General features: G+C 59.5%; 17 protein-coding genes. 8 read left to right on the top strand and 9 right to left on the bottom strand.

What is annotated here, in order from left to right; all coding sequences use genetic code 11:
- Positions 1-65: 65 nt before the first annotated feature.
- The 4 genes from DSCA_RS21020 to DSCA_RS21005 all read right to left on the bottom strand — a co-directional run bounded on the left by DSCA_RS21020 (position 66) and on the right by DSCA_RS21005 (position 3,003).
- Positions 66-1,475 carry a sigma-54-dependent transcriptional regulator gene (locus DSCA_RS21020; RefSeq protein WP_167527888.1) on the bottom strand — a complete coding sequence of 470 codons (1,410 nt, stop codon included), beginning with the start codon at positions 1,473-1,475 and terminating at the stop codon, positions 66-68.
- Between the two features lie 330 nt (positions 1,476-1,805).
- Positions 1,806-2,171, bottom strand: a complete 366-nt coding sequence (locus tag DSCA_RS21015; protein ID WP_155318297.1) for a TraR/DksA family transcriptional regulator — start codon at positions 2,169-2,171, stop codon at positions 1,806-1,808.
- 221 nt (positions 2,172-2,392) lie between these two features.
- Positions 2,393-2,656 (bottom strand): hypothetical protein, encoded by a 264-nt coding sequence (locus DSCA_RS21010; RefSeq protein WP_155318296.1) that lies wholly within the window; start codon positions 2,654-2,656, stop codon positions 2,393-2,395.
- Between the two features lie 56 nt (positions 2,657-2,712).
- Positions 2,713-3,003, bottom strand: coding sequence for a hypothetical protein (locus DSCA_RS21005; protein ID WP_155318295.1), 291 nt, complete (start codon positions 3,001-3,003; stop codon positions 2,713-2,715).
- A 605-nt stretch (positions 3,004-3,608) separates the two neighbouring features.
- Here DSCA_RS21005 and DSCA_RS21000 point away from each other — a divergent pair.
- From DSCA_RS21000 to DSCA_RS20980, 5 genes are all read left to right on the top strand, one after another.
- On the top strand, positions 3,609-4,706 hold the full coding sequence (locus DSCA_RS21000; RefSeq protein WP_155318294.1) for a pyridoxal-phosphate dependent enzyme: 1,098 nt from the start codon (positions 3,609-3,611) through the stop codon (positions 4,704-4,706).
- On the top strand, positions 4,703-5,821 hold the full coding sequence (locus tag DSCA_RS20995) for a DUF1611 domain-containing protein (protein WP_155318293.1): 1,119 nt from the start codon (positions 4,703-4,705) through the stop codon (positions 5,819-5,821). The genes DSCA_RS21000 and DSCA_RS20995 overlap by 4 nt, the downstream gene beginning before the upstream one ends.
- A gap of 17 nt (positions 5,822-5,838) precedes the next feature.
- Entirely contained in the window at positions 5,839-8,196 is a 2,358-nt protein-coding gene (locus DSCA_RS20990) for a creatininase family protein (RefSeq protein ID WP_155318292.1), read from the top strand.
- A 6-nt stretch (positions 8,197-8,202) separates the two neighbouring features.
- On the top strand, positions 8,203-9,270 hold the full coding sequence (locus DSCA_RS20985) for a mandelate racemase/muconate lactonizing enzyme family protein (RefSeq protein WP_155318291.1): 1,068 nt from the start codon (positions 8,203-8,205) through the stop codon (positions 9,268-9,270).
- Between the two features lie 103 nt (positions 9,271-9,373).
- Positions 9,374-10,702, top strand: a complete 1,329-nt coding sequence (locus DSCA_RS20980; protein ID WP_155318290.1) for an MFS transporter — start codon at positions 9,374-9,376, stop codon at positions 10,700-10,702.
- Here DSCA_RS20980 and corA read toward each other — a convergent pair.
- A complete protein-coding gene (gene corA / locus DSCA_RS20975) occupies positions 10,680-11,744 on the bottom strand; it encodes a magnesium/cobalt transporter CorA (RefSeq protein WP_155318289.1) in 1,065 nt (354 codons plus the stop codon). The two genes, DSCA_RS20980 and corA, sit on opposite strands and share 23 nt — an antisense overlap.
- 274 nt (positions 11,745-12,018) lie before the next feature.
- On the opposite strand from corA, the gene DSCA_RS20970 reads away from it, so the two are divergent.
- From DSCA_RS20970 to DSCA_RS20960, 3 genes are all read left to right on the top strand, one after another.
- On the top strand, positions 12,019-12,276 hold the full coding sequence (locus DSCA_RS20970; protein ID WP_155318288.1) for a YgaP family membrane protein: 258 nt from the start codon (positions 12,019-12,021) through the stop codon (positions 12,274-12,276).
- 114 nt (positions 12,277-12,390) lie between these two features.
- The gene (locus tag DSCA_RS20965; protein WP_155320505.1) at positions 12,391-13,860 is read left to right on the top strand and encodes a DNA-3-methyladenine glycosylase 2 family protein; all 1,470 of its coding nucleotides are present in this window, start codon (positions 12,391-12,393) and stop codon (positions 13,858-13,860) included.
- Entirely contained in the window at positions 13,857-14,372 is a 516-nt protein-coding gene (locus DSCA_RS20960; RefSeq protein ID WP_155318287.1) for a methylated-DNA--[protein]-cysteine S-methyltransferase, read from the top strand. The genes DSCA_RS20965 and DSCA_RS20960 overlap by 4 nt, the downstream gene beginning before the upstream one ends.
- Positions 14,373-14,393: 21 nt before the next feature.
- Here DSCA_RS20960 and DSCA_RS20955 read toward each other — a convergent pair whose 3' ends face one another.
- The 4 genes from DSCA_RS20955 to DSCA_RS20940 form a co-directional block, all read right to left on the bottom strand.
- Positions 14,394-16,118, bottom strand: coding sequence for a cation:proton antiporter (locus DSCA_RS20955; RefSeq protein WP_155318286.1), 1,725 nt, complete (start codon positions 16,116-16,118; stop codon positions 14,394-14,396).
- Positions 16,119-16,298: 180 nt separating this feature from the next.
- On the bottom strand, positions 16,299-16,799 hold the full coding sequence (locus DSCA_RS20950; RefSeq protein WP_155318285.1) for an FHA domain-containing protein: 501 nt from the start codon (positions 16,797-16,799) through the stop codon (positions 16,299-16,301).
- Positions 16,800-17,020: 221 nt separating this feature from the next.
- The gene (locus tag DSCA_RS20945; RefSeq protein ID WP_155318284.1) at positions 17,021-17,482 is read right to left on the bottom strand and encodes a PaaI family thioesterase; all 462 of its coding nucleotides are present in this window, start codon (positions 17,480-17,482) and stop codon (positions 17,021-17,023) included.
- A 33-nt stretch (positions 17,483-17,515) separates the two neighbouring features.
- Positions 17,516-20,083: an APC family permease gene (locus tag DSCA_RS20940; protein WP_231716234.1), complete on the bottom strand. Its 2,568-nt coding sequence runs from the start codon at positions 20,081-20,083 to the stop codon at positions 17,516-17,518.
- Positions 20,084-20,088 lie beyond the last annotated feature (5 nt).

Here is a 20,088-nt window from a genome sequence, read left to right as displayed (position 1 = left end):
CAGTATCCCGATCCGGAGGTGTTGCCCCTCCGGGAAATACTGAAGGGGGCCCGTGTGAAAAAACCCTATTTAAAGAGGCCTTTGTCCAGGCCATACTTGTGCATCAGCTTGTTCAACTGCCGGGTACTTACGCCGGCCTCTGATGCCGAGGTGTTGATCCTGCCCTTGTTCCGGGAAAGAACGTCTTTCAGGTAGCGGCGTTCAATTTCCGTCAGCCCCTTTTTCCTCACCGCTGCCAGCGTTTGGGTGGTGTCGATGGCCACTTCGGTGGTTGGCTCGACGGTATCGAAGAGTTCGGCCGGGAAACTTTCGGGCGTCAGTTCGGATGTCGTCTCGAGGATGTGCGCCCGTTCCACCAGATTCTCTATTTCCCGGATGTTGCCCGGCCAGTCGTAATGCATCAGGGCATGCATGACATCGGGATGAACACCCTGGATGTCCTTGGCATTGAACTGGTTGAATTTTTCGCGAAAGGCATTGACGAACAGGGGAATATCTTCTCTACGCTCGTTGACCTGAGGGATCGTGATGGGAAAAACGTTGAGGCGGTAGTATAGGTCTTTTCTGAACAGGCCCTCATCGCACATCTGTTTGAGATCGGCATTGGAGGCGGCAATTACGCGAACGTTGGCCTTGAGGGTCTGTTCGCCGCCCACACGCTGATAGTTTCCTTCCTGGAGAACCGTCAGCAGTTTAACCTGCGCTGATTTGGCGATGGTGCCGATTTCATCCAGGAAAATGGTGCCTCCCGAGGCCACTTCGAACTTGCCCAGCTTACGCCGGTGAGCACCGGTAAAGGCCCCTTTTTCGTGACCGAAAAGCTCGCTTTCGATCAGGGTGTCCGGTATGGCCCCGCAATGAACGCTGATAAAGGGACCGTCTTTTCGATTGCTGTGCCGGTGAATGAGTTTGGCCGTAAACGTTTTTCCCGTTCCGGTCTCACCCAATAACAGCACCGTGGTCTTGGTGGGGCTGACGGAAAGGACATTGTGGTAGACTTTTTTCATTTTGGGGCTCAGCGTCTGGACAATATCGAGGGAATCATCCTTCCATATCCGCTCCCGCAAATAGGCAAGCTCTGACTGCCGGTGGCGTTCCCTTGAAATTTCATCAATCACCAGGTGCAGCTCATCGGCATCGACAGGTGCGGTAATATAGTTGCTGGCACCGTTTTTCACATACCGCACGGCGTTTCGAACGTCGCCTTTTCCGACAACCATAACAATGGCCATCGTGGGTCGCATATCCTTCAGATGCTGAATCCCCGCCTTCGGATCCACGGCCCGGTCCGGCCCGCCAGACAAGGCTTCCATCAGCGGCAGGTCGATAAAAAGGCAATCACAGGCGATGGTCTTGACCTGCTGCCGGATCCGGTCCGGTTGATCGGCAATGGCACACCGGCCGCCACCGGATAAAATACTGCGGATGGCCGCATTGGTTCGCGGTTCTTGTGTGGCGATGAGAATGGTATCCATAGGCCTGCGCGCGGGGCGTCCCCATGCCCCACGGGTGTATGGGGACAGGGCTTTAAGGATATGTGTTGCCAAAACACCTATCTTATGAGCTCGGATTTCCCATAAAAAGCAGCTAAAAACAAGTTCAAACTGCCACACCGGATGCATTCGGGAGGGGGAGGCAGGCAATCATCCCGGAAAGCCGTCAGGCCGCCGCGAACATCCTTGACCACCGAAAAGCCCCGGTTGAGGCTATCCGGTAGCGGAAGGGTCATAAATTGAGAGAAAAAACAGGGACAGCAGGCGGGGGAAACAGCCAGACAAGCGCCGGCGTTCCATCAGGGCAAGGGTTCAGTACCCGATGACTTTTTCAAGCGTCTCACGGTGGTTTTTGCAGGTAATGCAGTAACTGGTGACCGGCCTGGCCAACAGCCGCTTCATGGCAATGGGTTCCTCGCAGTCCTCACAGATGCCGTAGGTGCCCTCTTCAATGGCCTGAAGACGCTCTTTTATTTTTCTGATCAGTCGGCTCTCCCGGCTTCGAATGCGAAAAACATTGCTCCGGGAAAGCTCCAGGGTCGCACGGTCCAGCGGGTCTGCTTCATTGTCCGAAGTGGAACCGGTGAGTTCCCAAACCGTATCTTCGGCTTTATCGATCAGCCGATCCAGTTCTCTTTCCAGCAGTTGACGAAAATAGTCCAGATCTTTTTCCTTCATGGGTTCCCCCTGCAGTCGTTGATGGGGTTGAGTCGGCCGGCACCGAGGTGTGGAAACGGTCCCGGCGGCGGCCGAGAAGATGGACGCCGGTTGTCGGCGTCCTCCCGGCACCGATGAAGGCCGGGGGAGACCGGATCGGCATGCGTCCAGACTTCCACATGACGGCCCCACAAACCGGATTGCTCCCGGGCCGGCGGGCTCTTTGGGTGGTCGGCAAAGACCTATTCAGCAAACGAAACGCTTTCCAACAGCTCGAATTTTTTGATGTTGATCGCCCGGTGAATCTTCTTGCCGCTCCTGACAAGTCCTACGGCACGGATCGGTTTTTGGAGCAGGTCGATAAATCGTGCACTGTTTTCAATGATGTATTCTTCATCGTCGGTAGCTGACAGCGAGACTTCAGAAACCCGATCGCACTCATCCCAGGCGAACGGAGTGACGATCCCGACCAGGGTCTGCATGGATGCGTTAGGCTTTTTTTTCATGGCCACTCCTGTTTTGGAAAGGGCCCGCCCCCACCGGCGGGCGGGCCCTTGAAGGCTTATTCGGCCAGAATTTCGAAAGTGGTGACAGTAATTATGTTTACGTCCTGATCCTGCTCGAGTGTCCCCACCACCTTGGCTTTTTCACCGATGTGGTTCTCGACCAGATCGGTGCCCTGAACGGTGTCCGCGATCTCAAAAACCTGACCGTCGGCATCGACAATCTGAAAATTGTCATTCACCTCGCCTTCGATGGTCACCGGCTCCGATGCCATTGCGAGCAGCGGAAGAAGGGTGATCACCGCCAGCATCGTCAACACCAGCCACATGTTCATTTTTCCCTTTTTCATCGTTTCTCTCCTTTTGTTTCATAAAGGACCACGTGTCCCCAATAACCTTCGCCAGAGGGCTATAAAATCCTGACGCATCACCTTCAGCAATGATCGGGCCAAAATTTTATATATTTGTTTTTATTATAAAATTTGCAGGCCATGTCTAAAATCAGAACTGACAGGTCCGATCATCCACACACCGTTCGGCACCGGGGAACATTCAAACGTTGCAGAAACCTGTTTAACACCCCGGCATATTTACTAAAAAATAAAAAGAAAACAGGATTCCGATTTTCGAAAAACCGGAATCATCCGTTCCGCCCCTGGCGGGTTGGCTGGAAATTCACGGAGAAAAAAGCTGTCACCACCACGAAAGCCAGGGGTGCATGTGGGGGCCGTCGGCACAAGTGACGCCGGCACGAATAGGAACGTTGTGCACAAGGGTTTTTTAACCTACCGGAATGTTTCTAATTTCATAGAGACGCCAGGACCCGATGCGTCTGAGAAAGAATTCCACGAAAAAATAATTGGCCGTTTAAAAAAATTGTCATGAAATTTGCTTTGGCCAACGTCGTTTTCCGTCGATGGGAAACAGGTATTGCGCCTGAGTGAGGGAACAGAAAATGACGCGTGAAAACAGCCGCCTCAACCAACCTTTCGAGCTGATGGACGGTGCATCCGGAGAATTCCGACAGATACAGCAAGATGTGAACCGCCAGCGGGAAATTACCGCCGATCTGTCACGGACGCTTGAAGAGCGTCTCGAAGCCTATGAGGACATCATCGACTCCGAGGTGGGCGACACCGCTTTCATCCGCGCCCGCAACATCGAACGGGAAACCGGGCTGCGCCAGATTTTCCTGAAGTTCGAAGGAGGCAACCCCACCGGCACCCAGAAGGACCGTGTCGCCTTTGCCCAGGCCATGGATGCCATGCGGCGAGGCTTCGACACCGTTACAGTGGCCACCTGCGGCAACTTCGGTGTGGCCCAGGCGCTGGCGGCCTCCCTGGCCGGCATTCACTGCGTGATCTACCTCCCGGGGAACTACCATACCCCCCGGATTCGGGAGATGGAGGCGCTGGGAGCGGAAATCGTTCGCGTGCCGGGCGACTATGAAGGGGCGGTGGCCACCTCCAGCGAGCAGGCCGAGAAATCGGAATGGTACGACGCCAACCCGGGCGGCAGTAACACGATGATGCAACTGACCGCCTATGGTGGGATCTCCTACGAAATTTACGATGAACTGGGGGATGCACCGGCGGCAGTAGCCTTGCCGGTTTCCAACGGAACGACATTCGCCGGCGTGTTCAAAGGATTTGCCAGCCTGCACCGACGGGGCAAGACCTCGCGCATGCCTCGGATGGTGGCCGGCTCCTCCTTTCGGAAGAACCCCATCGTCCAGGCCGCTCTGAAAAACAGGCCCATCTGTGAAGACCTGGTTCCGGAAAAAATCAGGGAGACCCGAATCAATGAACCGCTGATCAACTGGCATGCCATCGACGGCAACGCCGCCCTCAGGGCCATCCGTGAAACCGGCGGCTGGGCCGGCGATGCCTCGGACAGGAATATGCGCCTGTACTCACGTCTGATCCGTGAGCGAGAAGGCCTGGACGTGCTGCCGGCGTCCACCGCCGGGCTGATTGCCCTGATCGACCGCCACCGGCTAAACCCACTGCCCAACGATCGATATGTGGTCGTCCTGACAGGAAGAAAATCATGAAGCCCGAAGGAAAAGCAATCGTCTATTGTGAAGGTGCGTTTAACACGCTCAACGGCAAAACGGCCCATGGCCTGGTGCGGTTCTGCCGCCGGTATCATGTTGTCGCCGTTGTGGATTCCCGTTATGCCGGCCGGGATGCCGGTGAGGTGATTGATGGCCAAACCAGCGGCACACCGGTGTTGGGTTCCATTGATGCCGCCATGCAGGTTGCCGAAAAAACAGGCCTGCCGGCCACACACCTGGTGATCGGTATTGCCCCTGACGGGGGGCGCCTGGGAGAAAAGGCCCGCCAGGATGTTATCGCAGCCATTGCGCGTAAGCTCAACATTGACTGCGGCCTTCACGATTTCCTGTCAGAAGATGAGGAACTCAGACGGCTGGCCGCTTCACATGGCGTGGTCCTCCGCGACATCCGCAAACCGCCAGATCGAAGCCAACTGCATTTTTTCTCAGGGAAAATCGAAGCGGTGGAAGCATTGAAAATCGCTGTGCTGGGCACCGACTCGGCCGTGGGTAAACGGACCACCGCCTGGCTGATGGTGCAGGCATTTGAGCGGCTGGGATACCGGACCGAAATGATCGGGACCGGCCAGACCGCCTGGATGCAGGGCGCACGCTACAGCATGATCATGGATTCGCTGGTCAACGATTTCGTGTCCGGTGAAATCGAACACGCCGTGTGGCAGGCCTGGAACGAACAGCACCCGGATGTGATCATCATCGAAGGCCAGGGCAGCCTGATGAACCCGGCCTACCCGGGCGGCTTCGAAATTCTGGCGGCGGGCCGGCCGGATCTGGTGGTCCTGCAGCACGCCCCCGCCAGAAAGGATTATGACGGTTTTCCCGGCTACCCGATCCAGCCCCTGTCCCGGCAGATCCAGGCCGTTGAATCCCTGTCGGGCAAACCGGTTGTTGCCATTACGATCAACCACGAAGGCATCGTCGCGGATCGGGTCCCGGCAACCTGCGAGGCCATCGAAATGGTGGTCGGCCTGCCGGCATTCGATGTGCTCCGGGATCAGGGAGACCGGCTGGTTGCGACACTGCTGCCGCACGTGAAGCGCAAACAGCCACCGGACAGCATAAAACCAGGCGCTGACGGCGCCCCTCGTTAATCAGGGAGTCAGAATCCATGCCAGAAGCAAATACGCCTGTATTGAACCATGAAGATGCCCTGGCCCCTCTCGTGGTTTTCGATCGGCTGGAAGTGGGACCGGTAAGGCTGGAACCCAAACGGCTGGTGGCGCCCTATCGCCTGACGGTTGCCGGAGAGGCTGAGCAGACCGAACTGATTTACACATACGAGGAGGATGTTTTCGATCCCCGTTCACCCGAATCCCGGAATCTGGCCGACATGATCGCCGCCCAGGTGGCCCTGAATTACGGCCTGTTCTGCCGTGATATCGTCTTCAACGGCCTGTTCGACAAAACCGACCGCCGTTTTCTCAGGGAGATGGCGAAAAACACCGCCCGGGAAATTTTCGTCAACAAGTTCCTGGTTCCCAATCCCTTCCTGGTGGGTGATGCGGCCAGCCTGCCGGCAGTGAAAGCCGAAACCTACCTGCAGGCGCGGCTGATCTTCCCCCGCGGGGTTCGGGTTGAGGGCCTGCGTCCCTGGAAGACCGACCCGAACCGCCACTGCATTCTCTCCAGCGGCGGCAAGGACAGCCTGCTGGGTTTCGGTCTGCTCGAAGATATGGGCAGGGAGGTGCACCCCATTTTCGTCAACGAGTCGGGCCGGCACTGGTTTACGGCCTTGAACGCCTATCGCCACTTCAGGGACAGCATCCCCAACACGGCACGGGTATGGGTCAACGCGGACCGCTTTTTCTCCTGGATGCTTCGCCGGATGCCCTTCATCCGAAAAGATTTTGCCGGCGTGCGCTCGGACCAGTACCCCATCCGCCTGTGGACGGTGGCGGTATTTCTCTTCGGCGCCCTGCCGCTGATGCAGAAACGGGGCATGGGCCGGCTGATCATCGGGGACGAGTTCGATACCTCCCGGCGCGTCACCACCCGGGGGATCCGCCACTACGACGGCCTTTACGACCAGAGCATCTGGTTCGACCGCGCCCTGTCAGCCTATTTCAACGGCAAGGGGTGGGCGGTGAACCAGTTTTCGATGCTGCGCCCCCTGTCCGAACTGTTGATCGAAAAAATACTGGTCGAGCGCTATCCCCATCTCCAGGAGCATCAGATGTCCTGCCACGCCACCCACAAGGCAGGCGACCGGGTCAAGCCCTGCGGCAAGTGCGAGAAGTGCCGCCGCATCGTGGCCATGCTCACCGCCCTGGAAGCAGACCCCACCCGCTGCGGCTACACGAGGGCTCAGATCAAAACCTGTCTGACAGCCCTGCTGGACAAGGGGCTTTACTCCCAGCCAACAGCCGAAGCGGCGCACCTGCTCCATATGCTTTCCCAACGGGGTGCCATCACGGTGCCCCCTGCAGAGGCCCGGGCGGTCCGTCCTTATCCGGAGGTTATGCGGCTGCGGTTCGACCCCATGGTATCGCCCATCGATGGCATCCCGGAAGACTTGCGGGTGGACCTTTACCGCATCTGCATGGAATACGCGGCCGGCGCGGTTGCGCCTGATCGATCGGGATGGCAGCCGGTGGATCCGTTTTCCCACCCGGACTTGAACAGGCCCCGGGCCTTCGAACCGGGACAATCGGCAGCCGTGGAAACGATGGCCGCCGATACGCCGCCGGCGACCTTCTTCTGGGGAGACCTCTGCTGGCCGGATGCCATGGACCGGCTCGGCATCGTGGATACTGCCCTGCTGCCGGTGGGCGCCATCGAGCAGCACGGCCCCCACCTGCCCCTGGACACGGATGCCTTCGATGCCGATTACCTGGCCCGGCGCGTCGCCGACGGCTGCAGCGCCCCCAAGCCGCTGGTGCTGCCGCTGATCGCCTACGGGGTCTCCTACCACCATGAAGCCTTCAAGGGCACCATCAGCATCAACAATGACACCCTGGCCAACCTGGTCTACGACGTGGGTATCAGCGTGGCCAAAAACGGCATCAAAAAACTGGTGATCATCAACGGGCACGGCGGCAATGCGCCGTCATTGAATTTTGCCGCCCAGCGCATCAACCAGGATGCCCGCATTTTCGTCTGCGTGGATACCGGGGAGACCAGCGACGTGGACGTGGACCGCCTCATCGAAACCCCCAACGATGTCCATGCCGGCGAGATCGAGACGAGCACCAGCCTGGCCATTCGGCCCCATCTGGTGCGCCTGGACCGCCTGCAGATGGAGGTGCCGGCATTCACCAGCCGCTATCTTGATTTTACGTCCAAACGGGGGGTTTCCTGGTATGCCCACACCCACAAGATATCGGCCAGCGGAGTCATGGGAGATCCGACCAAGGCCAGCGCCCAAAAAGGTGAGAAGATGTGGGCGGTCATGATCGCCAATCTGGTGGGCTTCGTGGACCAGCTGAAAACCATGACCCTCAAGGAAATCTATCAGAGAAAGTATTAGCAGCCGATGAAAATTACACACATGGACGCCTGGCCGGTCACCATGCGGCTGACCGAGCCGTATACCATTGCCTACGAATCCGTCAGCAGGGTCACCAATGTCTTCCTGCGCATGGAAACCTCGACGGGCATCATCGGCTATGGCTGCGCGGCACCGGACCGGGAAGTGACCGGCGAAACCGCAGCGGGTGTTATGGACGCCCTGACCACTATCATCGTTCCCGCCTTCAAGGGGTCGGATCCCCTGCGGCCGGTCATGCTCATGGAACGCATCCGCCCGGACCTGAAGGCGCAACCATCGGCCATGGCCATGGCCGACATGGCCCTGTTCGATATTCTGGGCAAGGCGGCCGGTTTACCGCTGTACAAACTTCTCGGCGGATTCCGGGATCGCATGCGCACCAGCATCACCATCGGCATTCTTCCTGTCGGAGAAACCGTCGAACGCGCCGTTGAACGGACCGCCCAGGGATTTCGCGCCCTGAAAATAAAGGGGGGTACGGATGTGGACGCCGATATCGAACGCCTGCTCAGGGTCCGGGAGGCGGTGGGCAGGAAAATCGACCTGCGCTTCGATGCCAATCAGGGCTATGCCGAGGCGGACGTCATGCGGCTGGTAGCGGGGGTGCGGCCGGCGCGACTGGAACTCATCGAGCAGCCCACCCCACGGACACAGGACCGCCTGCTGGGACGGGTCACCCGGCAGGTTGCCCTGCCCATCATGGCCGATGAAAGCCTGATGAACCTGAAGGACGCCTTCCGGCTGGCCAGGAATGACCTGGTGGACATGATCAACATCAAGCTCATGAAGGTCGGGGGCATCGATGAAGCCTTGAAGATCAATGCCGTGTCCCGCGCCGCCGACCTGGAGGTAATGGTCGGGTGCATGGACGAGTCGGCCCTGGGCATCGCTGCCGGCCTTCACTTTGCACTGGCACGCCCCAACGTGAAATATGCTGACCTGGACGGCCATCTGGACCTGAATGGTGACCCCGCATCCGGGGCGGTTCTTTTGGATAAGGGCATTCTGCGACCCACCGGCCAGCCCGGTATCGGATGGGATCCGTCGCATTGAAGGCAGGTGTATCCCTCTTGGATGCCCGTTGAGGGACGATTCAAATTTCAAGCTGACCGGTCGGCCTGCGCCCTCCGGCCAATGAATTAAGGAAAAATCAAAAATGGTTAACGCCGTGGGTGCCTTCGGGGCGTTGTTTGTCGCCGTCTTTATCTGTCTGACCGGCAACGGTCTGCTCAACACCCTGCTCAGTACGCGGATGGCCGTGGAAGGGTTTTCAACCGCCGCCACCGGTATCGTCCTGTCCTGCTATTTCACGGGCCTGCTGTCGGGCTCCTTTCTGTGCCATCACCTGATCCAGCGCGTCGGCCATATCCGGGCCTTCACCATCTTTGTGGCCGTTACGACCGCCGCCGCCCTCCTTCACGGGCTGTACTTGTCACCCCTGTTCTGGGGCGCCCTGCGGTTTTTGTGCGGTATTGCGACGTTCGGCATGTTCATGGTCATCGAAAGCTGGCTCAACGAATGCACCGAATCTCGCAACCGGGGGACGGTTTTTTCGATCTACATGACCCTCAGCTACCTGGGCATCGGCATTGGCCAGCAATTATTGAACGTCGGAGACGTCACGGGACACGAGCTCTTTATCATCGTGGGCATCATCTTTGCGCTGGGCCTGGTGCCGGTATCGGCAACCGAAGGGGTTCATCCGCGAATGCCCGAGCGAAAGGCCTTCAGTTTCATCGCCATCTTCCGTAAATCACCGTTGGGCATGTTGGGCAGCATGGCCGCAGGCCTGACCAACAGCGCCTTTTATGCCATGACCCCGGTGGTCTGCAACGGCATCGGCCTGACGCTTCGCCAGCTCTCCTGGATCATGTCCATCACGGTTTTCTCCGGCCTGGCCGCCCAGATGGTGGTCGGCCAGCTGTCGGATCGATTGGACCGCACCGTCGTCCTCACCGTGATCGCAACCACCATTGCCGCAGTCAGCGGCGTCATCTTCATCAGCGCGGCAGCGTCGTTCTGGCCTCTGGCTGCAGCAATGGGCGTTATTGGGGCCCTGGTGTTTGCCGTCTACCCGCTATCCGTGGCCCGGGCCCACGATATATTCGGCGGACAGGATACGATCGCGGTCAGTGCCGGCCTGCTTTTCGCCTACAGCATCGGTGCCAGCGTCAGCCCTGTGTTGGCATCAGGGATGATGACCCTGCTGCACACCCCCTTTGGGCTTTTCGCGTTCTGGTGCCTGGTCAACGGCGCCTTCGCCGCAATCGCCGTCTATTTGAGAAAGTATGAAAAAATGGAAACTGTGCCTGTAGCCGACCAGGTGGCCTTCGTCCCCATGAAAAGCACCTCCCCGGTGGTCATGGCCATGGACCCGCGCAGGGAGATTCAGGACACGCAAACGGCTTATGCGTCGTCAGGCAGTCGGGAGTCGGCATTGCAGCACGACCCATCGACCCGCCTCACAACCACTTCTTGTTCCTGAAGAAAGCCACCATGCCGATGACGATGGCAAGTATGACCAGCCACACGCACAGGTAGCCCCAGCGCCAGGTCAGTTCGGGCATGTGGGTAAAGTTCATGCCGTAGATGCCGGCGACAAATGTGATGGGAATGAAGATGGTGGCGATGATCGTGAGCACCTTCATCACCTCGTTCATGCGGTTGCTGATCATGGACAGGTAGAGGTCCTGCATGCCGGAGAGGATATCCCGGAAGGATTCGATGGTATCGATGGTCTGGATGGTGTGATCGTAGACATCGCGCATGAACAGGCCGGTGTCCTCACCGATGAAGGGGGTGTCGGCCTTAAGGAAATGGGTGATCATTTCCCGCAACGGCCAGACCTGTTTTCTCAAGTAAATCAACTCCCGCCGAATGGTATGGATTTCCTCTAAGATGCCGGCATCGGGATGGTCATCGAGGGTCTCTTCCAGGACCTCCAGCCGTTCACCCAGCCGGTCCAGAATCACAAAATAATTGTCCACGATGGCGTCGACGAGCGCGTAGGCCAGGTAATCGCACCCTCCCTTGCGAATCCGCCCCTTTCCTTTCCGAATCCGCTCCCGGACCGGTTCGAAGACGTCGCCGGCCGCCTCCTGGAAAGAAATCAGGACCTCTTTTCCCAGTATCAGGCTGATCTGCTCCGGGCGGATGCGATCCTGGTCTGCATCGTAGCGAAGCATTTTCATCACGACATAAAGATAATCATCGAACGCCTCGGCCTTGGGCCGCTGGTGAGTATTGAGCACGTCCTCCAGGGTCAGCGGATGAAGGCCGTACTGCCGGCCGATATGCGCAATGAAAGCGGTGTCATGGACACCATCGACATTGATCCAGGTCGTGGTGGCGGGTTTCAGCAGGGGCAATGCGTCTTCAACCCGTTCCAGGGACCTCTCCAGCAGCGTGTCCGGGTCATAGTGCAGCATGCCCAGGCGGATGGTTTCGGTTTTCTTCTCTCCCACATGAACCAGTGTGCCGGGAGAACTGCCGGCCGTCTTCGATGACGTCCTTGTGAATCGGAGCATGGGTGATCCTTTGAAAAAGCGGAATACCGGACTCAGGATAGATGCTCTAAGTGTAACGCAAATGACATGCTTTGTAAATTTGCCGGCCGCCGTGATTGGATACAGGTGCATCCGGGCTTGTCAGCGGGTAAAAAAAGCTGACACCCGGAGCGGCATACCGGTCATATCGTTTCCATAACCAATTGAACCAATTATAAAGTTTCCGGCACCGCGTTGGTATTTCTCTTGCTGTATCTCTGTGGATAAGTGCAACCAATCCTGAAAGGAGCTGGCTATGAAATGCAATTTAGGCAAAACCGAACGCATACTCCGCATCGTTGCCGGCCTGGTATGCCTGGCTCTGGGCGCCGGCATCTGGAACGGGTTCTACGTGGTGGGCGTCGTTATCTTCTTGACGGCAATCATTGCCTGGTGTCCCGTGTCCGCCGCACTGGGAATCTCTACCTGCAGGGAAACCGAGCAGGAAGCCATTCCGGCGAACACGGTGAGCACGGACAAGGACCGGCGAATCCGGGAGCGCCGCTTCAAATGATGTCCGAAAACGACTTGTCAGCCGATGGGAAATAGCACACTATGGCGGTGAGCATGCCGGTAAACGCACTCAAGGGCCGTACCGTACCGACCGAAAAAGGACCATTGATTGAACATGGACAAACTCATGGATCGCGCCGCCTGCGACCGCGCCAGACGGGCCCGGGACCCGCGCTTTGACGGCCTCTTTTTCACCGGCGTCAAAAGCACGGGCATCTACTGCCGCCCCATCTGCCCGGCCCCTTCACCCCGTCCGGAAAACATCGTCTATTATCCCACGGCCGCCGCCGCTGCCGCCGCCGGTCTGCGCCCGTGCCTGAGGTGCCGTCCCGAGACTGCCCCGGGCACCCCCGCCTGGAACGGCACATCGGCCACCGTCGCCCGGGCCATGCATCTGATTCGCCAGGGAGCTCTGGACGGCGGGTCGGTGAAGGATCTGGCCGTTCGGTTGGGCATCGGCACACGGCACCTGGATCGGCTTTTCCGCCGGCACATCGGGGCCACCCCCAAGGCCATCGCCGACAACCAGCGCCTTCTGTTCGCCAAACGGCTGGTCGTGGAGACGGATATGCCCATCACCCAGGCGGCCCTTGCCGCCGGATACGGCAGCATCCGGCGCTTCAATGCCGCCTTTCGCCAACGGCTCGGCCGGTCGCCGTCGCAGCTTCGCGGCCGTCGCCCCCAGGCACGCCGTGTCACCGGGTCCGCATCCAGCTGCATCCTGACCCTGACTTACCGGCCGCCCTATGATTGGGAGCGGATGCTGGCCTTTTTCCGCGCACGGGCCATCCCCGGGGTTGAATGGGCGGATGGCAAGGTCTATCGGCGGACGATCCGCCCGTCTGCCGCCCGGGGAGCCATCGCCGTAAGACATGCCCCGAAGGGCCATGCCCTGGAACTGGCGGTTGACCTGCCGGACAACCGCCAGTTGATGACCGTTGTGGCGCGGGTTCGCCGCATGTTCGACCTGGACGCCAATCCCCAGGCCATCCACCGGACCCTGAACCGGGACCCTCTGCTGGCCGAACGGGTGGGCAGGCTGCCGGGGCTGAGGCTTCCCGGGTCATGGGATCCCTTTGAAACGGCGGTACGGGCGGTGGTGGGCCAGCAGGTGTCGGTAAAAGGGGCCGTCACCCAGCTGGGCCGCATCGCCCGCCTGGCGGGAACGCCGTATCAAGAGGAAGGCGAGCCCCATTTAACACGGCTGTTTCCGCGGGCTGAAGACCTGGCGGCAGCGGATATGGCAGCCATCGGCATGCCCCGGAAAAGAAAAGAGACCCTGCGGCAATTGGCGCAGCGCGTTGCTTCGGGGGCGCTGCGGCTGGAGAGCGTCATGGATTTACCCCGCTTTGTGGTTGCGCTGACCGCCATACCCGGAATCGGCGACTGGACAGCCCACTATGTGGCCATGCGTGCCCTGGGAGAGCCCGACGCCTTTCCGGCGGCGGACCTGGGGCTCCTGAAAGCGCTGCAGGAAGGGCAACGCCGGCCGACGGAGAAGGAAGCCGGGGAGCGTGCCGAGGCATGGCGTCCCTGGCGCGCATACGCAGCGATCTACCTGTGGATGGGGCAGGAGGAAAAATGATTTATGACACCCTTGAAACCGAAGTGGCCGGCGCCCTGATTCTGGCCGCGGACGAACGGGGACTGCGCCACCTGAACTTTATCAACGGGCGGCACCCCATTGCCATTGCGGCCGGGTGGCGACGGGCCCCGGAGGGGTTGGCGGCGGTGAAAACCCAACTGGCCGAATATTTTTCGGGCGAGCGCAGATCGTTCGATGTGGATCTCGCACCGGAAGGAACGCCGTTTCAGATGAAGGTGTGGGCGGCGCTGCGGGACATCCCGTATGGCCGTGTCGTCTCCTACCAGTGGATCGCACGGCGCATCGGCAGTCCCGGGGCCGAACGGGCCGTGGGCGCCGCCAACGGCCGCAATCCCATCTCCATCATCATCCCCTGCCATCGGGTCATCGGAAAAAACGGCAGCCTGACCGGCTACGGCGGCGGGCTCGATGCCAAGCGGCGGCTGATCCGGCTGGAAAATCCGGAGACGCCGTTGACCGCTCAGGCGCCCCTGCCGTTTTCCGGCCGGTAATCCGCCTCCTGACTCCTTTTCTCAATGGACCGACCCGCTTTTTTCCGGCTTGTCTTCGGGCATGGATGCGGCAGCGGCGGTGGATTCCGATTGCGGCGTTTTTCCAATGATACGGCAGGCCATGGTGTAAAAATCCGTTTCAGCCAGCTGAGCCATCGTGGCCTCCGCCAGATGATCGCCGATCATCTGCTCCTCATCCACAACCCGGGATGCACCGGCCGCCGCCAGCATCGACAGGTGGCGATGATAACGGCCCCGGGCGATGATCTTCACCGCCGGCGAGAGTCCGCGAATGGCACGAATCATTCGCGCGGCGGTTCGGCTGTCCGGAACGGTGACCACCACCACGGCCGCGTCATGGAGACCGGCATGGTCGAGCACGTCGGCCTTGGTCGCGTCTCCCAGATGCATGACCAGGCCCTGTCGGTCAGCGTTATCGAGTGCGGCCGGGTTCAGTTCGATGAATTCGACAGGCACCCCCTCCTCCTGCAATCTCTTGGCGACCTTGACTCCGGCCGGTCCAAAGCCGATGATCAGCGTCTTTGGGCATCCGACGGCGTCACCGGCCGGCATAGGGGACGCCGGCCGGTTGAACAGCCGGGAGCACAGCTTTTCGGCCATGGGTTCGGCGTATCCGACCATGTATGGGGCCAGAAACATGGAAAGCAGGGTGACCGACACCACACCGGCAAACAGATCGGGCCCCACCATGCCGCTGTCCCGGCCGGCCACCACCAGAACGAAGGCAAACTCCCCGACCTGCCCCAGGGAGAAGCCCGTCCCCAGGGCCACCTGGATGTCCACTCGCATCATTTTGAGAATTGACGCCGTGACAGCCGTCTTGATGATGAAGACGAGCACCATCGCCGGCAGGACGAGATGGATGTGGACCGCCAGCCAGCGCAGGTCCAGCAACATGCCGATCGAGGTGAAAAAAAGCACCACAAATAGGGTGCGGATGGCATCGATGTCCGAACGGATCTGCGTGGCGAACGGGGATTCGGCGAGCAGCATGCCTGCCAGAAAAGCGCCCAGGGCCGGTGAAAGACCGACCGCATGGGCCCCGGCAATGGCGCCCATGGCCGAAAGGATGGCCAGCAGGATGGTCAATTCCCGGTTCGCAAAAAGGCCTTCTTTTTTCAAAAGCCAGGGTATGATCCGATAGAACATCAGGTAAAAGACCAGCACCATGCCTCCGGCTGCGGCGATGGTTTTGCCGATTTTCATCACCACCGACATGGCCGAACCGGCCTCGCCCATCATGGAAACCAGGATCACCAGCGGCACCACGGCCAGATCCTGGACAAGGAGAATACCCAGTGCCATTCGCCCCCGGTTGGAATCCATCTGCGCCGTGTCCAGAAGCACCCTCAGCACAATCGCCGTGGAACTCAGGGTAAACGCGGAACCGATGATCACGGCCTGGGAGGCGGGGATGAGGAGCGTCAGCAGTGAGGCAAAGGCAACCAGCGTCAGTAGGACCTGAAGGATGCCGCCGGCAAGCACCACCTTTCCCAGGGCTTTGAGCTGCCGGAAGGAGAATTCCAATCCGATGGAAAAGAGCAGCAACGCCACACCCAGTTCCGCCACCGCAGCGATTGTGGCGTAGTTGAACAACAGGGCGCCGACGATGCTGCCGGCCAGCAGGTATCCGATGATGGCGCTCTGGCGAAAATGCTGGGCCAGGATACCGGCGGCATAGGCCGCGAAAATCAGGAAAAACAGTTTCATCAAAACGGGCCACATGATCGGAATCTCCTTACATCCAGGGGGATGAATGGTGGCTGGGGCAATGGCGAGGCGGCGCAGCAGTCAGGGTTGGGGGGTCCATGCACCTTGCGTCTGCGCACGGCAACAGGCAAAGTATTCGCCGGCTGAGCCCCCCCCTTATCGGTTCACCCCCGAAGCAGCAACGGAACGCCGGGATCAGGGGGTCTGCTCGAAAAAAAAATGGATGCCCTCGGGGGATTTTAAATCGACTTTATAACCCGGGCCGATAACACCTTTAGCGGTCAGCAGGACTTCTTCTTTTTTAACGGTGACGCCTTTGCGGCCCTCCATGATAAGATAGGTGCCGTTGGAGCTCTGGTCGGTGAGATAATATTTTCCGTTTTTATACTCGATCAAGGCGTGGGTCCGTGATACCCGGTTTTTAACCACCTGGATGTCGTTGCTCTTCTGGCGGCCGATTTCCACGCGGGCGTTGGTTTCGTTTACCAGGACCACCACCTTGCCATATTTCAATACCAGGCAGGATCGCACCATCGCCTTGTGGCTGCGCGGAGACGATTGGATGGCTTTGGCCTTCAGCCCGTAAAAACGCAGAAAGTCCCCGCATTTCTCGCATGGAATCTGAGGGTCGGGACCTTTGATGCGTGTCTCGTCAATCGTATTTTTAAAACCGCACTCCTCACAATAAATGATCATGACCGGCTATCCGTAGATTCAGGAGCATGCCTGCCCGTCAGGGTGTGAACAACACGATTCCTTATGGACACAGGGCGTCAATCAGGGCCAGACGATTTCCCGGGTGATCGCTGAACCGCCATATTTCATCGCAAATCCGGTCAACAATCAAGACTTTTTAACGAACCGGACACGGCGGCGGCGGATCACCCGGGCTGGGCTTCATACTGGTGGCGGATGTTTCAGCCGGCCGTCAGGAATTTGGGCTCATTGAGACTCAGCCCTTTTCCCGGCAGGGTCATCAGGGTCGACGTGCCATGGGCCACCAACGTCCCGTCGGCATCCGTCACCCCGGCCTCGGCATAACTCAGGGATCGGCCGGCACGGATGCATCTCCCGGCTGCGGTCAGCACCCCCTCGGTCACCGGCTTCAGGTAGTTGAGTTTCAGATCCACATTGACCAACCCGTCTCCTTGCGGGAGCCTCAGGAAGACGGCCCAGAAGGTGGCTGTGTCGATGAGCGTCGCCAGTACGCCGCCGTGAGCGATTCCGTAGGCCTGAAGATGGCAGGGTCCGGTTTCCAGGGAAACCATCGCCTGGTCGAATGCGATGGATTCGAGTCGCATCGACATATGCGAAGGAAAAGGACTGGCGTTGATCACGCGGATCAGGGCATCGATATAGGCCGGATTGGGACTGGGCATGGTAATCTCCACTCTAACAGGCCGTGCAGGGGACTATCCGCTTGACGGGTCTTTTTCAGATTTTAATCCGGGGGTCAAGCCATCCACCGTTTTTTCTGCATCATCGGCCTTGACCCTGGCCTTGACCGCACGCCGAAAGGCCTTTTCGGCAGCGGACGCCGCACTGTCGCGTTCCTGGGTCAAGGCGCTGCGTGAGTCCAGGGGCACGACACCGTCAACGCCCTGTTCTTCCAGCACAGCCAGTTGGCGGGAAAGCTTTTCCAGCACTTCTTTTTTCTCTGCGGCCACCTTTTGGGCAGCCTCCGCTTTTTTGCGGGCCGCCTCCAGGTCGTCCGACGCCCCGGCAATCTGGGCGGCCAGCCCCTCTTCGGGGGCCGCGTCCAGATCGAGGTCTTCAGCGGCCATGACCACAGCAGAAACCGGCAGCCGCGGCAGGGAGCGCTCAAAGGAGTTGCCGGTGGGATCGACGATGCGGTTTTCCTGAATTTTCATGGGCAGAAAAACAAAGGTCGCGGCGGCCGACTGGGCCACGATGGTGTCGGCGTCAAAATCTGCAACGATGCAGGCATCCGCATCGATGCGAATGTCCGCCAGGTTTTTTTCCAATATTGCCCGTTCTGCCTCGATGCGCTGACCATCGCCCTGCGTCAGCACCCTAATGGTGCTTTTGTCCCACGGCTCCTTGCGGGTCATCAGATGGGCCAAAAGAAGCATCAGGCGGCTGGTGGCATCTCCCTGCCACCACACATCGATCCGGCGCTCCGCCCTTGGAGCGGCCTGGACCCGGTTCCAGGATTCGGCGTCCATGCGCAATATCACCAGGTTTTTCCCCTGCCGGAAAATGAGCCTGAGGTTTTTCACGTAATGATAGGGACTGACACCGGGAAAAGGCTTGGCAGCGTCACCCATCCAGTTGACCACCACCGTATTGGGACGCAGGGGGCCGATCCCCGAACTTTGAATGAGAAGGCCCATGGCCTGGGTGGCATCCGTGGCACAGACGGTCAGGGGAAACATGGGGTGACCGCCGCGGACGATCGCTTCCGCCAGCGCCTGATGGGCGGCTGCCCGCGCTTTCCGAACAGCGGCGCCGTCCCCTTCCACGATCTGCACCGCCTCGGTAAACCCGCTTCCGCCTTCGATCCAGGAAGAAAAGGTCAACAGCGCCGTCCGGCGTTCCGAATCGTGGGTAAACACCAGCAGCTGTGGCCGCCAGTCACGGGCATGCTCGGGATCTTCTCCGGCGGCCAGCAAGTGCTGGCGAACCTGCTGAAGGTGGTGGGATCGGGCGCTGTCGGCCCACCGGGCCGGCCCGGCGGTGCGTTTTAGATACTGGTATACGGCGAACAGCAGGGCGATGGCCGCCGCCCCGCTCTTGGGGTCGATGGCCAGCATGGCGCCGAGACAGATGATGAAACCCAGCAGGCTGAGGGGCGGAGAGAACCACTTGAATCGGGGCCGAAAAGAAGGACTTTGGGTTCTGGCCTCGAAATAGGTGGCATAGTTGAGCAGCCCGTATGAAATGAGAAAAAACATGGAAACCACACTGGCCACCAGGTTCAACTGCCCCAATGCAATGGTGGCAAAGGCGATGCCGGCGGAGAGCAGCACGCCCCGCCGGGGATTGGCCGACGGCTGGCTGACCGTGGCAAAGGGTGTCAGCACTGAGAAAATGCGGTCGGCGGCCAGGGACTGGAGAATTCGGGGAGCGCCCATAAAAGAGGCCATGGCGGACGACAGGGTTGCGGCAATCACCCCCGCATCGATGAAAAAACCGACGGCAGATACACGTTTCATGGCACCGTAGTCCGACGACAGGCCGGCGTTGGGCATGGCTGCCGAAAACAGAACCGCCACGGCAAAATAAACGACAATCGAAATCCCTACGGCCATAAACGTCCCCGCGGGAATGCTCTTCCCCGGATCGGCCAGGTCCCCGGACATGCTTACGCCCTGGGTGAACCCGGTGACAGCGGGGAAAAAAATGGCAAAAAGAAGCCAGAAAGGGACGCCATTTTCCGGCGCCGCCCAGTTGGCGGCCAGCAGCGCCGAATCCCAGTTGCGGATGCCGCCGATGAAAAATGAAACCAATGCGGCCACCAGCAGGGCCATGACACCGAACTGGAAACGGGTGGCCCAGTCCGCACCCTGCCAGGCGAAAATGAAAAGAAACGCCACGGCTCCCGCAGCGATCAACTGAACGGCCAACGGCGGCAGCCCGGGGAAAAATGCGGCCACCGCCTCGGCAAAACCGATGCTGTAAAAGGCGATGGAAACGCTTTGGGCCAGGAACAGCACCAGGCCGATGGAGCCGCCGAATTCCAGCCCCAGGGTCCGCGAGATCAGGTAGTAATCACCGCCGCCCCTGACTTTAAGATTGGTGGCCACGGCAGACAGGGAAATGCTGGTAAGCACACTGATGGTGTTGGCCAGGGCGATGATGAGCAGCCCCCGCGCCAATCCGGCACTGCCCACCACATAACCGAGCCGCAGGAAAAGGATGATCCCCAGGATGGTCAGAATACTGGGGGTAAACACGCCGGCGAACGTGCCCAGACGTCCGACCGGGGGGGGTGCCTTGGTTTTGGGTGGTTTATTCATTCCCT

It is taken from the genome of Desulfosarcina alkanivorans (assembly GCF_009688945.1).
Lineage (GTDB): Bacteria > Desulfobacterota > Desulfobacteria > Desulfobacterales > Desulfosarcinaceae > Desulfosarcina > Desulfosarcina alkanivorans.
The sequence above is the reverse complement of the archived record's forward strand: the minus strand, read 5'-3'. Positions and strand labels throughout refer to the sequence as shown.

What these genes read in the sequence shown, in the direction of transcription:
- DSCA_RS21020 (WP_167527888.1), bottom strand. Translation starts at nt 1,475, where the DNA reads ATGGATACCATTCTCATCGCCACACAAGAACCGCGAACCAATGCGGCC.
- DSCA_RS21015 (WP_155318297.1), bottom strand. Translation starts at nt 2,171, where the DNA reads ATGAAGGAAAAAGATCTGGACTATTTTCGTCAACTGCTGGAAAGAGAA.
- DSCA_RS21010 (WP_155318296.1), bottom strand. Translation starts at nt 2,656, where the DNA reads ATGAAAAAAAAGCCTAACGCATCCATGCAGACCCTGGTCGGGATCGTC.
- DSCA_RS21005 (WP_155318295.1), bottom strand. Translation starts at nt 3,003, where the DNA reads ATGAAAAAGGGAAAAATGAACATGTGGCTGGTGTTGACGATGCTGGCG.
- DSCA_RS21000 (WP_155318294.1), top strand. Translation starts at nt 3,609, where the DNA reads ATGACGCGTGAAAACAGCCGCCTCAACCAACCTTTCGAGCTGATGGAC.
- DSCA_RS20995 (WP_155318293.1), top strand. Translation starts at nt 4,703, where the DNA reads ATGAAGCCCGAAGGAAAAGCAATCGTCTATTGTGAAGGTGCGTTTAAC.
- DSCA_RS20990 (WP_155318292.1), top strand. Translation starts at nt 5,839, where the DNA reads ATGCCAGAAGCAAATACGCCTGTATTGAACCATGAAGATGCCCTGGCC.
- DSCA_RS20985 (WP_155318291.1), top strand. Translation starts at nt 8,203, where the DNA reads ATGAAAATTACACACATGGACGCCTGGCCGGTCACCATGCGGCTGACC.
- DSCA_RS20980 (WP_155318290.1), top strand. Translation starts at nt 9,374, where the DNA reads ATGGTTAACGCCGTGGGTGCCTTCGGGGCGTTGTTTGTCGCCGTCTTT.
- corA (WP_155318289.1), bottom strand. Translation starts at nt 11,744, where the DNA reads ATGCTCCGATTCACAAGGACGTCATCGAAGACGGCCGGCAGTTCTCCC.
- DSCA_RS20970 (WP_155318288.1), top strand. Translation starts at nt 12,019, where the DNA reads ATGAAATGCAATTTAGGCAAAACCGAACGCATACTCCGCATCGTTGCC.
- DSCA_RS20965 (WP_155320505.1), top strand. Translation starts at nt 12,391, where the DNA reads ATGGACAAACTCATGGATCGCGCCGCCTGCGACCGCGCCAGACGGGCC.
- DSCA_RS20960 (WP_155318287.1), top strand. Translation starts at nt 13,857, where the DNA reads ATGATTTATGACACCCTTGAAACCGAAGTGGCCGGCGCCCTGATTCTG.
- DSCA_RS20955 (WP_155318286.1), bottom strand. Translation starts at nt 16,118, where the DNA reads ATGTGGCCCGTTTTGATGAAACTGTTTTTCCTGATTTTCGCGGCCTAT.
- DSCA_RS20950 (WP_155318285.1), bottom strand. Translation starts at nt 16,799, where the DNA reads ATGATCATTTATTGTGAGGAGTGCGGTTTTAAAAATACGATTGACGAG.
- DSCA_RS20945 (WP_155318284.1), bottom strand. Translation starts at nt 17,482, where the DNA reads ATGCCCAGTCCCAATCCGGCCTATATCGATGCCCTGATCCGCGTGATC.
- DSCA_RS20940 (WP_231716234.1), bottom strand. Translation starts at nt 20,083, where the DNA reads ATGAATAAACCACCCAAAACCAAGGCACCCCCCCCGGTCGGACGTCTG.